General features: G+C 48.2%; 12 protein-coding genes. 3 read left to right on the top strand and 9 right to left on the bottom strand.

Going from position 1 to position 13,136, the window contains the following annotated elements; translation table 11 throughout:
- Nucleotides 1–220: 220 nt before the first annotated feature.
- Nucleotides 221–706, bottom strand: a complete 486-nt coding sequence (locus tag MJ768_RS01240; protein WP_239287474.1) for an FKBP-type peptidyl-prolyl cis-trans isomerase — start codon at nt 704–706, stop codon at nt 221–223.
- Nucleotides 703–840 carry a hypothetical protein gene (locus tag MJ768_RS01235; RefSeq protein WP_239287473.1) on the bottom strand — a complete coding sequence of 46 codons (138 nt, stop codon included), beginning with the start codon at nt 838–840 and terminating at the stop codon, nt 703–705. Before MJ768_RS01235 ends, MJ768_RS01240 begins: the two co-directional genes overlap by 4 nt.
- 303 nt (nt 841–1,143) lie before the next feature.
- On the opposite strand from MJ768_RS01235, the gene MJ768_RS01230 reads away from it, so the two are divergent.
- A complete protein-coding gene (locus tag MJ768_RS01230) occupies nt 1,144–2,289 on the top strand; it encodes a cupin domain-containing protein (protein ID WP_239287471.1) in 1,146 nt (381 codons plus the stop codon).
- A 312-nt stretch (nt 2,290–2,601) separates the two neighbouring features.
- Nucleotides 2,602–2,877: a hypothetical protein gene (locus MJ768_RS01225; RefSeq protein WP_239287470.1), complete on the top strand. Its 276-nt coding sequence runs from the start codon at nt 2,602–2,604 to the stop codon at nt 2,875–2,877.
- Between the two features lie 62 nt (nt 2,878–2,939).
- On the opposite strand, the gene MJ768_RS01220 is transcribed toward MJ768_RS01225, so the two are convergent.
- The 5 genes from MJ768_RS01220 to clpB all read right to left on the bottom strand — a co-directional run bounded on the left by MJ768_RS01220 (nt 2,940) and on the right by clpB (nt 9,172).
- The gene (locus tag MJ768_RS01220) at nt 2,940–3,707 is read right to left on the bottom strand and encodes an MBL fold metallo-hydrolase (protein ID WP_239287469.1); all 768 of its coding nucleotides are present in this window, start codon (nt 3,705–3,707) and stop codon (nt 2,940–2,942) included.
- Between the two features lie 16 nt (nt 3,708–3,723).
- The gene (gene bamC / locus MJ768_RS01215; protein ID WP_239287468.1) at nt 3,724–4,884 is read right to left on the bottom strand and encodes an outer membrane protein assembly factor BamC; all 1,161 of its coding nucleotides are present in this window, start codon (nt 4,882–4,884) and stop codon (nt 3,724–3,726) included.
- A 157-nt stretch (nt 4,885–5,041) separates the two neighbouring features.
- Nucleotides 5,042–5,920, bottom strand: a complete 879-nt coding sequence (gene dapA, locus MJ768_RS01210; protein WP_239287467.1) for a 4-hydroxy-tetrahydrodipicolinate synthase — start codon at nt 5,918–5,920, stop codon at nt 5,042–5,044.
- Between the two features lie 49 nt (nt 5,921–5,969).
- The gene (locus MJ768_RS01205; RefSeq protein ID WP_239287466.1) at nt 5,970–6,419 is read right to left on the bottom strand and encodes an FKBP-type peptidyl-prolyl cis-trans isomerase; all 450 of its coding nucleotides are present in this window, start codon (nt 6,417–6,419) and stop codon (nt 5,970–5,972) included.
- 173 nt (nt 6,420–6,592) lie between these two features.
- Entirely contained in the window at nt 6,593–9,172 is a 2,580-nt protein-coding gene (gene clpB, locus MJ768_RS01200; RefSeq protein ID WP_239287465.1) for an ATP-dependent chaperone ClpB, read from the bottom strand.
- A 379-nt stretch (nt 9,173–9,551) separates the two neighbouring features.
- Between clpB and MJ768_RS01195 the strand changes: the two genes are divergently transcribed.
- Complete coding sequence (locus MJ768_RS01195) at nt 9,552–10,784, top strand: AAA family ATPase (RefSeq protein WP_239287464.1); 1,233 nt, start codon at nt 9,552–9,554, stop codon at nt 10,782–10,784.
- Between the two features lie 166 nt (nt 10,785–10,950).
- On the opposite strand, the gene rho is transcribed toward MJ768_RS01195, so the two are convergent.
- On the bottom strand, nt 10,951–12,207 hold the full coding sequence (gene rho / locus MJ768_RS01190) for a transcription termination factor Rho (RefSeq protein WP_239287463.1): 1,257 nt from the start codon (nt 12,205–12,207) through the stop codon (nt 10,951–10,953).
- A 169-nt stretch (nt 12,208–12,376) separates the two neighbouring features.
- Nucleotides 12,377–12,703, bottom strand: coding sequence for a thioredoxin TrxA (trxA, locus tag MJ768_RS01185; protein ID WP_239287462.1), 327 nt, complete (start codon nt 12,701–12,703; stop codon nt 12,377–12,379).
- Between the last annotated feature and the right edge of the window lie 433 nt (nt 12,704–13,136).

Here is a 13,136-nt window from a genome sequence, read left to right as displayed (position 1 = left end):
ATCATGGTGGCGAAGTTCAGTGAAGTGCGGTGGAATAAATCAGTGTTTCCTTAACGATTTTCCCTGTAATTGGCTTTTCCCTATGCCGGACGAGTCGGCTTAGGGGAAACAAACTTTTGCTTCAGCCAAGTGCCGAAATATTTATGGAGAAAATTTTTCCTCTCCCTAAATCCGACAAGCAAGCTTTTCTGCAGAAAATATATTCTGGAAGAATTCCGCATTAGTGGTGATGTCCGCCTTCGCCATGCGTATGGCCATGTTCCAGCTCTTCGGCAGTAGCGGCACGTACATTGGTAACAATACCTACAAAGTTTAGCGTTTTGCCAGCAAGCGGATGGTTACCATCTACGGTCACTTCGGTATCGGTTACATCAACAACAGTGTAAAGCGAATAATCGTCATCGTCGCCATCTTCCACTCCCCCCTCGAACTGCATGCCGATGGCAATTTCATCCGGGAATAAATTGCGCGGCTCAACGCGCACCAGGTCGTGCTCATACTCTCCAAAAGCATCGTCCGGTTCCATCGTAATTTTAAGTTCAGCACCTACGTCCTTGCCTTGTAGCGCTTCTTCCACAGTCGGAAATATGCCGTCATAGCCACCGTGCAAATAGCTGATGGGGTCTTCTGTCTTTTCCAACAGGCTGCCGTTTGCATCAAATAACTCATAGCGCAACGATACAACAGTGTCTTTTGCAATTTTCATTTCAACTCCTTTATCAGATCGAGAATTTCATCGGCGTGACCGTGTGCGTGAACACCATACAAAGCATGGCGTAACCTGCCTTGCTTGTCGATCACAAAAGTGGAGCGCTTGATTGAGATTTTTTTTATGTTCATCTACCTCTTTGTCTCCGCCCATTTCTTTCATAAAGCATACCGTATTTTATGCAAACTTTAGATTCTGCGTTTAAAACAATAGTGCAGATAGGCCATGCATTCGTCGCGACTGATTCGCATTTGCTATCAACTGACAAACTATCATCCATTACGCATGTCGCTTAGCAAATGCCATACGATGCATTCGTTAATTAACCTGCAAGTGATTCCCGCACTGGAGGTTGCACTTTTAATGCAAATCGAATCTAGTTTCATTTGGACGAAAGTATTTTTGTGTGCTTTGGTGTGAGTATAATATCAAATATGAAAACCAATTCCTCCATGCTTGGTGGGTTAACGACAGAGGAGTTTTTACGCGATTACTGGCAAAAAAAGCCCTTACTCATTCGCCAGGCATTCTCGCAATTCAATGGGTTGCTCGATCAGTCGCAGTTATTCGCCTTGGCTTGTACTGAGGATGTGCAGTCTCGCCTCGTGACCCAACGGCACGGTCAGTGGCAAGTGCAAGATGGCCCATTTAAAGCGACAAAGTTCGATAGCTTAAGAAAGAGTAAGTGGACTGTGCTGGTGCAAGGAGTGAATCAGCACCTGCAAACAGCAGCCGCGCTATTAAAGAATTTCAGCTTCATACCGCATGCGCGTTTGGATGATCTTATGGTGAGCTATGCCCCCAAAGGGGGAGGCGTGGGCGCGCATTTCGATTCTTATGATGTGTTTCTTTTGCAGGGCTCGGGGCATCGTCGCTGGCAAATTTCCGCACAACAGGATCATACACTGGTAGAAGGCGCTCCATTGAGGATCCTGCAACGCTTCCAGATGGAACAGGAGTGGGTGCTGGCACCAGGCGATATGCTCTATTTGCCGCCGCATTATGCTCATAACGGCATCGCCGAAAGCGATTGCATGACATATTCCATTGGTTTCCGTACCCCGACCCATCAGGAATTGGCGGAACAGTTTCTGGTGTACATGCAGGATCGGGTTTGCTTGGACGGCATGTATGCCGATCCGGATCTAAAACTTCAACGCCATCCCTCAGAAATCGGTACGGATATGCTACGTCAGGTAGTGCAGATCATCCGGCGGATAAAATGGACTAAACGCGACATTGCCAATTTCCTCGGTAGCTATCTCAGCGACCCTAAGCCGCATATATTTTTTGATCCTCCTACGAATCCACTTAGTCGTGCTCGCTTCGAACAGGTGATACAAACCTGCGGCGTGGCGATGGCCCTGAAAACGCAGATGCTATGTCATAACGGCGTGGTGTTCATTAACGGCATGGCGCACACCGTCGGTAAATACGCCTATCGAGAATTACGTTCTCTCGCCGATGCGCGTCAGCTCGATTCCACTGTAGGCCTGTCGCGGGAAGCAGTTGAATTGCTTTATCTGTGGTATACAGACGGCTATATTGTACCTATTGCAAGCAAGCACATAGATAAATAAGCATATTATTTTAGAAAACCTCGAAGAAAATTGGCATCAACGTTGATATTATGTTACGCCATTTCTGCCATCCGCCTATAAATTATACTTCATGCCCCTCAGGTCTCGATTCGATAGAATGTAAATGATGGCTTCTACCCTGAATTCCGCCACTGCATTGGATTTGAAAAAATCATGATAGCCATCATTATTTGCTAGAATAATTATATATATTGGTATAGAATGCCGCGTCTTCGCTGTAATTTAGCGTTGTAGCGGACTGAAATTTCCCGGTTTTTGTATGTAAATTTAATTATTGTGAAGGAAATGTAAATGAAACGTTTTGCTCTAGTTGCTGCCCTGTTGGCATTGTCCCTGACTGCTTGTGGCGAAAAGCCTAAGGCACCTGCAGTTGAAACTCCAGTTGTTGTAACACCTGCTCCTGCACCTGCACCTGCTGTTGAGGCTGCTGCTACTGCCGCTGGTAGTGCTGCAGAAGCCGCCGGTAGTGCTGCAGAAGCCGCCGGTGCTGCTGCTACTGCGGCGGGTACTGCTGCTGATGCCGCTCATGGTGCTGCTGACGCTGCTAAGGATGCAGTGAAGAAGTAATCTTTCTTTTTGCACTATAAAAAGCCGATCTAAAGTCGGCTTTTTATTTTTGTAGTTTACCTTTAAACAATTTCTCGCCAAGCAAGTCCTTCGTCTTGCTTAGCCACCGCAACCCATTCTGGGTTGCAATTGAGCGCTGTGCTTAACGCATATACCGCCAGTTCAGGCGTGTTATTTTTACGGCTTAGATGTGCAGCCACAATATGCTGCAAGCGGCTATAGTCCAACCGTGCCAGCAGAGCTGCCGCGTCCGCATTATTCAGATGGCCGAATCGCCCACCGACACGCTGCTTAAGACTTAGTGGGTAATCACTGTTGGCCAACAGTGCAGCATCATGATTGCATTCCAGCACCAAGGCATCACAGCCACTTAGCGTCACCTCAATATGAGGCGTGGAACAACCAATATCGGTCAACACCCCCAATCGTTTCGCACCATCGCTGAACGTATACTGCACTGGCTCAGCTGCATCATGTGGCACGGGAAAAGGCTGCACCAACAGCTCATCAATAGCGAAGGGATGGTGAGAGTCGATTTTTGTCAGCTTGGGTATATTGCCTAGAAATTTGAATTGCGCGCGAAATGTACCGTGCGTCAACCATATCGGAATCGAATACTTACGTGCCAGCCGCGCCACCCCAGCAATGTGGTCGCCATGTTCATGCGTCACTACGATGCCGTTAAGACAATCAGGGGCTAAGCCAAGACGCGCCAGACGCATACAGGTATCAGCTAGGGGAAAGCCGCAGTCCATTAATACACTTGTTTTACCAGCTTGCACTACCAGTGCATTGCCTTCGCTACCGCTACCAAGTGAAGCGAAGCGCATCGATTAAGATCTAACGCTACTTGGTTAACTGTTTGTACAGCAATTCTACTATACGCTGCGTGGCTTGGTCCTTGCCAGAATTTCCGTTGAGTGCAACAACTTCACAGCCAGCGTTATTCTCACGCACGGTCACCTGATAACGTGAAGCTCCTTCAGCCGGATTTTTAGTTGATTTGCGGTCGCTATTATTACGCCAGAACATCAAGTCATTGACCCAGCTTTCTTTCTTCGCTATATCCTTGCTTGCGTTCACAAAATATATGCCGCTGACCCTATCCTTGTCCTGTACCTCGATACCCGCCTGATCTAACGCCAGTCCTACCTTACGCCAGCTCTTGTCAAATGGCTCGTTCAATATAATTATTTTGTTGCCGTTAATCTCTTGTAGCTTAGGCATGGCGGCCGTTCCTAATGAGGATCTAGCGACGGACGCTTGCGATCCAGGTATTTGCCCTGCCTGAACCTGATTTTCCGTGCCACCACCCAACTTGATCATCAATAACTGCAACATGCTGGCTTCCAGCTCAGGATCATTCGGACGCGGCCTCCATTTATAGCCATTCTTATCCACATCCAGCGCTTCTTCCATGCCGCGGTGGCTAATATAAATTTCCGAGCCGCTGCCATCCTTGCTACGCTCCAAGCGAGTGCGATACATATCCTGTTCGCCAGATGAATTAAGTTGATCGAATATATTGCCAAGTATTTTACTTAAACCACTTTTCTGCACTTTGGCGTTCCTCACCGTCCAGTCTGTTTCGATGAGGCCAGCCGCAGGATTGTCGGATTTTATGATAAAACCTTGTTCCTTCCAGAACTCTTTAACCAGCGGCCACACACTCTCTACTTTGCCACCCACGACTAGCCAACGTTGGGTGCCACTACGTTCTAAATGCACATTCTTCACTTCTGGCAATACGGTGGTGGCAGCACCAACTTGCGCTATTTGACCTCCCTTAACAAAATCTGAAAAGTTTGCCACGGTCTCGCCGTCACTACTCGGTATGGCATGTTTATCTCTAGTTACAGGAGTAGTCAGGTCAGGCGGGACTTCTAGAGTCGGCATCTTGTTTGCGGCAGATTTATAATCAACACGCTGGTTTTCAAGGCCAATGGCACTGCACCCAGCCAAAATCAATAATGAAATAAATAATGCGGTTACATATAGTGTTCTCATGCCGTCCCTGAAATTGATTATGACCGTAAGTTCAATTATTTGAGCATTGCATAATGTAAGAAATGCTCTGATGTTTTTGATACGCAGTAACAGACGAAAGTTCCGTCATTTCTCCCACTATAGCGAGGAATTGTACTGGTAATTGGTCTGAATTAAGCTAATCGATCGCTCCTGCCTGACGCATCGCATTCTCCACTATACCTTGGGAGACTGCAGACAGTGGCGTAAGCGGCAGGCGTAGTACATTCTTCATTTTTCCCATAGACGACACAGCCCATTTTACCGGTATAGGGTTCGCCTCAATAAACAAGTAACGGTGCAACCCAAGCAGGCGAAAATTGATCTCGCGCGCCTTGACCACTTCACCGTTCAAGGCGGCCAAACACATCTCATGCATTAACCTGGGCGCCACGTTGGCGGTAACAGAAATCGTGCCATGTGCGCCCAGCAGTATCAGTGCCAACGCACTCGCATCATCACCACTATATACCGCGAAATCTTTGGGCACCCGCTGTAATAGATCACTCCCACGCTCGATATCACCGCTCGCATCCTTGATGCCAACAATATTAGGAATCTGTGCCAAGCGCAGAACAATATCGTTATGCATGTCCACACAGGTACGTCCCGGCACGTTGTAGAGGATATGCGGCATATCCACAGCCTCGGCAATGGCTTTAAAGTGCAGGTACAAACCTTCCTGTGTTGGCTTGTTGTAATACGGCACCACTGTCAGCGAAGCATCTGCGCCTGCCTTTTTTGAGAAAGCTGCCAATTCGATAGCTTCTTTAGTTGAATTAGCGCCTGTTCCGGCAATCACTGGAATGCGCCCGGCGGCGTGCTCCACTGCCACCTGAATCAACATCTCATGTTCGGTTAGATTCACCGTTGGCGATTCGCCTGTAGTACCAACCACTACGATACCATCCGTGCCCTGCATAATATGAAAATCAATCAGTGCGCGGAACGCAGTTAAATCCAGACTGCCGTCCTCGTACATTGGGGTCACGATTGCAACAATACTGCCCTTAATCATTGTTTTTGGCAATGCTGAAATTGAATCGATCATCTAGGCCATTTATTTCTTAGTGGACGCCGAACAATTCAACATCGAAAACCAATGCTGCATTTGGCGGGATAGCACTTCCTGCACCTCGTGCACCATAACCCAAGTCAGCGGGAATTATGAGCGTGCGTTGACCGCCGACTTTCATGCCAGCGACTCCTTGATCCCAGCCTTTAATTACGCGCCCTTCGCCTAATGGAAAAGAAAAACGTGCACCACGATCGAGAGAGCTATCAAATTTTGTACCTTTGTTATTTGGTGCGGTCGCACTGTAAAGCCAGCCCGTGTAATGCACGTCGACCGTTTTACCTGCTACGGCTTCTTTGCCATCGCCGACTTTGTGATCTATTTTAATGAGTTTTGTAACTACAGTCGCCGCATTATCGGCGGCAGAAAATGCGTTCTGGGTTAGCAACATCATAGGCAACAGAAGCATGCCGGAAAAAAATAATGCTTTAATTTTATGCATAATCAAACCTCAGTAAAAAATAAGTATGCAATAGTATCATTTAAGGAAGCATCTATAAAATCCTGTATTGATCTTCTCCTAAGATGGGAATCCAGTCTAAAAAATACTGGATTCCCGCCGCTTACCCTAAGATAAATAATCTGAAAATAGGATAACGACAATTTTATATGATATTAGCCCTTGTCGAACCTCATTACCCCACCCAAGCAATGAATTTTGATGGTATCTTTAGCGGCGAAGCGGCCTTCCAGAAGCTGTTTAGCGAGCGGATTCTCCAGTTGCGACTGAATGGCACGTTTAAGCGGACGGGCGCCATAAGTAGGATCGAAACCGGCGGTGGCAATTTCCGCCAGAGCGGCATCGGTAATCTCCAGTTTCATATCCATTGCAGCCAAGCGGTTTTCCAAATAGCCCAACTGGATACGCGCGATAGCCTTGATGTTTTTCTCATCCAGTGCATGGAACACCACCACTTCGTCAATGCGGTTGATGAATTCAGGACGGAAATAACTTTTTACCTCGCCCATCACCGCCAGTTTGATTACCTGGTAATCATCGCCTGATAGCTGTTGGATCATTTGACTGCCAAGGTTAGAGGTCATTACAACCACTGTATTCTTGAAATCTACGGTACGCCCTTGTCCGTCAGTCATTCGGCCATCATCCAGCACTTGCAGAAGCACGTTGAACACATCGGGGTGCGCTTTCTCCACTTCGTCCAGCAAAATGACGGAATACGGTTTGCGCCGTACGGCCTCGGTAAGCCCGCCGCCCTCTTCGTAACCAACATAGCCTGGCGGCGCACCAATCAGACGCGACACGGAATGCTTTTCCATATACTCACTCATGTCAATGCGGATGAGGTGATCTTCTGAATCGAACAAAAACCCAGCCAACGCCTTGCATAATTCGGTCTTACCCACTCCAGTGGGACCTAAAAACAAGAAGGATCCATAGGGACGGTTAGGATCCCCCAGCCCAGAACGCGAACGACGGATTGCGTCCGACACCAAGCGTACCGCCTCGTCCTGTCCGACCACGCGCTCGTGCAACTTGATTTCCATCTGCAGCAGTTTGTCACGCTCGCCCTGCATCATCTTGGAAACGGGAATGCCGGTGGCACGACTCACCACTTCTGCAATTTCCTCCGCACCAACGTGCGTGCGCAGCAGACGATTCTGAGGCTTGGCTACCTCAGCCTGATTCGCCTCTTTCAATTTCGCTTCGAGTTGCGGAAGTTTGCCATATTGCAACTCGGCTACTTTGTCCAATTTGCCTTCGCGTTGCAACCGGATAATTTCGGCACGTACGCGTTCGATTTCTTCCTTTACCTGTGCCGTGCCATGTGCCGATCCTTTTTCCGACTTCCATATTTCTTCCAGGTCGGCATATTCACGCGACAGCTTTTCAATCTCGTCTTCGATAAGCTGCATACGTTTTTTCGATGCCTCGTCCTTTTCCTTCTTCACTGCTTCGCGTTCAATTTTCAATTGAATCAGGCGCCGGTCAAGTTTGTCCATCACTTCCGGTTTGGAGTCAATTTCCATCTTGATGCGCGCGGCGGCTTCGTCTATCAGATCAATTGCCTTGTCCGGCAAAAAACGGTCGGTAATATAGCGGTGCGACAATTCTGCCGCTGCCACGATAGCCGGATCGGTAATCTCCACACCGTGGTGCAACTCATATTTTTCCTGCAAGCCGCGCAGGATAGCGATGGTTGCTTCCACTGTCGGCTCATCCACCAGCACCTTTTGGAATCGACGCTCTAGCGCGCCATCTTTTTCAATGTATTTACGGTATTCATCCAGCGTAGTGGCGCCGATGCAATGCAACTCGCCACGTGCCAGCGCTGGTTTCAGCATGTTGCCCGCATCCATTGCACCTTCAGCCTTGCCCGCGCCGACCATGGTATGCAGCTCATCAATAAATACGATGATGCGCCCTTCCTCCAAGGCTATTTCCTTTAGCACAGATTTCAGGCGTTCCTCGAATTCGCCGCGATATTTCGCACCGGCCAGTAGCGCCGCCATATCAAGCGACAACACGCGCTTGCCCTTCAGAGATTCCGGCACTTCTTCGTTGACAATTCGCTGCGCTAAACCCTCCACGATAGCAGTCTTACCCACGCCCGGTTCACCAATCAAAACCGGGTTATTCTTGGTGCGGCGTTGCAGAACCTGAATAGCGCGACGGATCTCATCGTCACGTCCGATCACCGGATCCAGCTTGCCTTGACGGGCACGCTCGGTAAGGTCCATAGTGTATTTCTTCAGCGCCTCACGCTGACCCTCGGCTTCCTGGCTACCCACGTTTTGCCCACCACGCACCGCGTTGATAGCTTGTTCCAACGCCGCACGGACCACACCTTGCTGCTTCAATAGACGCCCGCATTCACCCTTGTCTTCTGTTAGAGCTAACAAAAACATCTCCGAGGCAATGAATTGGTCGCCGCGATTTTGCGCTTGCTTATCGGCGAGGTTCAGCAGGTTAGCGAGATCGCGCCCAACCTGTACCTCGCCTCCGTGCCCTTCCACCTTGGTTAACCGCTCCACACTTTGCGTCAACGCCTCTTTTAAAGGAACTACATTACCACCTGCGCGCGCAAGCAGTGAGGCCGCGCCACTATCGGCATCGTTGAGCAATGCCAGAAGTAAATGCTGCGGCTCAATGAATTGATTGTCACTACCCACAGCCAAACTCTGCGCATCAGACAGCGCCTGTTGCAGCTTAGTCGTAAATTTGTCGAATCGCATAATGGCTCCTTAATAAAAATTATGAATTGATAGATGGGGCAGATGGTAGAAATTTCAAGTATCCCAAAGCCATATTCGATCCAATTAATACAAACCCAGTTACTCAAGGTTGCATCTCGCAGTGAGACTGTATATTAAAAAGCATGCCCCTCCAATCCTTGTATCCATCTTGGCACTCGATCTGACTTCGCCTTGACTGGGCAATCCTCTTTAGTCTAGAATATTTTTCGTTTTTCCATGAGTCCGGTACGGAAAGCTTGCCGTGAACGGGCGAATGCTGGCGGCTCTTGGGTCAACCGACAGCTTGTGTGCATGACATCTTGCTGAATGACTACAACATCGTGCAGGCCATGGCCATCGCCACAAGGAGAAACAATCAATGGATAACTTCCAGATATATGAATTTACGCCGTTGTGGCTGACCATAGACCGCATAGGTCCATTCCAGACACAACCGGAAGAAATAAACTTCACCGACAATAATGGCGAGTCTTGCAATTTCTTTATGCTCCATTCCAAAAATGGCCGAGGCAAGACGACGATATTGGAGCTGATTCCAGCCTTGATGGGAATGACAGGCTTTACCAAGCCACAGGATTTAGCCGCAGCTCATAATCGCCGCCTCGACTCACCTTTTAATCTGGAAAACCTGGATCGTGGCCCGGGACGGGCGCAATTGGATTTTCGTATTCACTATAATGAAGATGGCCGTGAACAAGTCGCAGTGCTGTCCCTGCTTGCTGGTCAGATGGAGATAGCAAATAGCTTGCGTCAGTGGGACGAAGAAGCGCTGAGCAAAGTGGGTGCGCAACAGTGGCATCGTTTTGGTTTCTGCCGCGATGAAGCAGAAACTTGGTCTACAATTGGCCTGCATGATAAATGGATTGCAAACTTTATTTCAGGTATTGATGCAGCCACGGGTGAAAAAATTGGTGGCTTTGAAGAAAGCATACTGGACTGGCCCACAGTCATTTATTTCTCTGCCTATCGTAATATTGTGCCAGTTAATCCGGATCAGCATCGCGCCATTGTTCCCCCTATGAACTGGAATTACGCGCCTGCGCACTCTTTTGGCTCAGAAAGCGGCGATTGGCGTGACTCGCTCGACAACCTATTGGTTTGGTTGAAGTGGCTTGATGACGGACGCTTTGATCGCGCGGTAAAATTGGTTAATGATCGAGTTTTTGCTGGTACCGTTACCGCAATCAAGGATGTTCGTAAAGATCCGCATGAGGTTGATGTCGTGCGCAATGGAAATCTGCATCGACTCGACAAACTCAGCAACGGGGAAAAAAGTCTGGTGCAATTGTTTGTACGTCTCGGCACATATATGACGCGCAACACAATTTTACTGATTGACGAACCTGAAGCACATTTACACGAAGACTGGCAACAGCGGCTTCTTTCCCAGCTTAAAAAAATGGCACAGGAGCAGTTTCCTGGATTGACGATTGTTTTGGCTACCCATTCATCAAAAATGATGGCTACTTTTGCATTAGAGCGGGAAGAAGATAATCTGCGCAAAGGCTGTAATTTATGCGACACCGTAGAAGTAAAAGCAAATTTTCCCCGGCCCAAGGAGAGAGTTTTCAGTAGGCCTGAAGAACGTTAATTGGATTTCAGGCCAGTGCAATCGTGGTCACGGGAAGAAAACGGTCAGTTATATTAAAGCTGCCACATTTCTGCAGGATTAATTAACTTGAGGCTTTTTTTGGGGCCTCTATTATGCTGAGCCCGCATGGGGCCATATAAATTTTTGGATTAAATCTTTTGAAATTTTAGCGGCGCATTGAATCGAAAAAATCAGCGTTGTTCTTAGTCGCTTTAATTTTATCCAGTAGAAATTCCATTGATTCCAATTCATCCATTGGGTAGAGTAGTTTGCGCAGCACCCAAATTTTGGGCAGAATATCCGATTTAATCAGCAACTCTTCTCTGCGTGTACCGGAACGATTGATGTTAATGGCCGGATAGATGCGTTTCTCTGCCATGCGTCGGTCAAGATGAATTTCCATATTGCCGGTGCCCTTGAATTCTTCGTAAATCACATCATCCATGCGGGAACCGGTATCCACTAGCGCCGTGGCGATAATGGTAAGTGAGCCGCCTTCTTCAATGTTGCGGGCCGCTCCGAAAAAACGTTTGGGACGTTGCAGGGCATTAGCATCAACGCCGCCAGTAAGCACTTTGCCGGAAGACGGCACAACTGTGTTGTAGGCACGCGCCAGCCGGGTGATGGAATCCAGAAGGATGACTACATCCTTCTTATGTTCAACTAGGCGCTTGGCTTTTTCGAGCACCATTTCGGCGACTTGGACGTGGCGCGTGGCAGGCTCGTCAAAGGTGGAAGCGACCACTTCGCCGCGCACGCTGCGACTCATTTCGGTGACCTCTTCGGGACGTTCGTCGATCAGCAGAACAATCAGATGTGCATCCGGGTTGTTTGCCGCGATGGAATGGGCGATGTGCTGCAACATCACGGTCTTGCCAGATTTTGGCGAGGCTACCAGCAACCCGCGCTGACCTTTACCAATGGGAGCGACAATATCAATGATGCGACCTGTAACGTTTTCTTCGGCACGGATGTCTCGCTCCAGTGCCATTTGCTTGGTTGGGAACAGGGGTGTCAGGTTTTCGAACAATATCTTGTTCTTCGTGTTTTCCGGAGCCTCGGAATTAACCTTGTCTACCTTTACTAAGGCGACGTAACGTTCCCCTTCTTTTGGAGTGCGTATCTCGCCTTCGATCGAATCTCCGGTATGCAGATTGAAACGACGGATCTGGCTTGGACTAACGTAGATATCGTCCGGCCCCGCCAAGTAAGAAATGTCCGGCGAGCGCAGAAAGCCAAATCCGTCGGGTAACACTTCCAGTGTACCTTCACCGAAAATACTCTCGCCCTTTTTTGCCTGATTTTTCAGCAAAGCGAAAATCAGGTCTTGCTTACGCATGCGGTTGGCATTGTCAATCTGGTTTGTTGTTGCCATGGCCACCAGTTCGGTGATGTGTTTGGTCTTGAGGTCAGATAAATGCATATAGGGATGGATGGGTGATGTTACGAAGTTTAGGGAGCCTGCTTAGGGAGGTATTACGGATTGTGCGGGGATGCCCGCGCGCATTAACTGTCTTGAGTATCAGGATTTGTAGAGTATGGTGCAGCAGGATCTAACGAAACAAGACAATTACGAAGCGAGCTTAAATGATTTAAATATGGCTGTCAATAAATGCGGTGAGTTGCGATTTAGATAACGCGCCGACTTTGGTTGCTTCGATATCTCCGTTCTTGAACAGCATTAGCGTGGGAATGCCACGGACACCGTATTTCTGTGGAGTTTGCTGGTTTTCATCTACATTCATTTTGGCTACGGTCATGCGCCCGGCATATTCCTTGGCGATTTCTTCCAGAATCGGAGCGATACTGCGGCATGGGCCGCACCATTCTGCCCAATAGTCCACCAGTACTGGTAGCGGTGCTTGCAATACATCAGCGGCAAAGGTTGAATCGGTAACATACTGGATGTGCTCACTCATGATGAATCTCGCTTTATAATTAGAAAGTAAAAATACAATTGATTTAATGTGAAGCTGAGTGAAGGTGCGCTGCAGAAGTTAGGAATGCATCCTAACTAAAAAAAGACAAGATGTGAAGTGCTTACACATATTTTGTCAGCGCAAAGTAGTAATGTCCCCTTCAGAGGAGGAAGTTCACGAGCTGGGTGAACAATGTTTTCCGATGTTCATGGTGCGGCCTCCAGAAGAAAAGCCGGAAGACAGCCATAACGCCTGTTGTCGTTCAAATCGGAGACACCATTCATTGCTCTGAATCCTGCGTCAGTCATGCCTTTTTTGCGATTCACCTCTTCATTTAACCGGACACTATTGATCAAAATTAAATATAATTAAAAATTGTGGTTCATCCGACTTTCCTATGGGTAGCCTGAACCGGATACAGATCAAGACCGCC

The sequence above is a fragment of the Candidatus Nitrotoga sp. 1052 genome, assembly GCF_927312905.1.
Taxonomy (GTDB): Bacteria; Pseudomonadota; Gammaproteobacteria; order Burkholderiales; family Gallionellaceae; genus Nitrotoga.
This window is presented reverse-complemented; position numbering and strand designations above follow the sequence as displayed.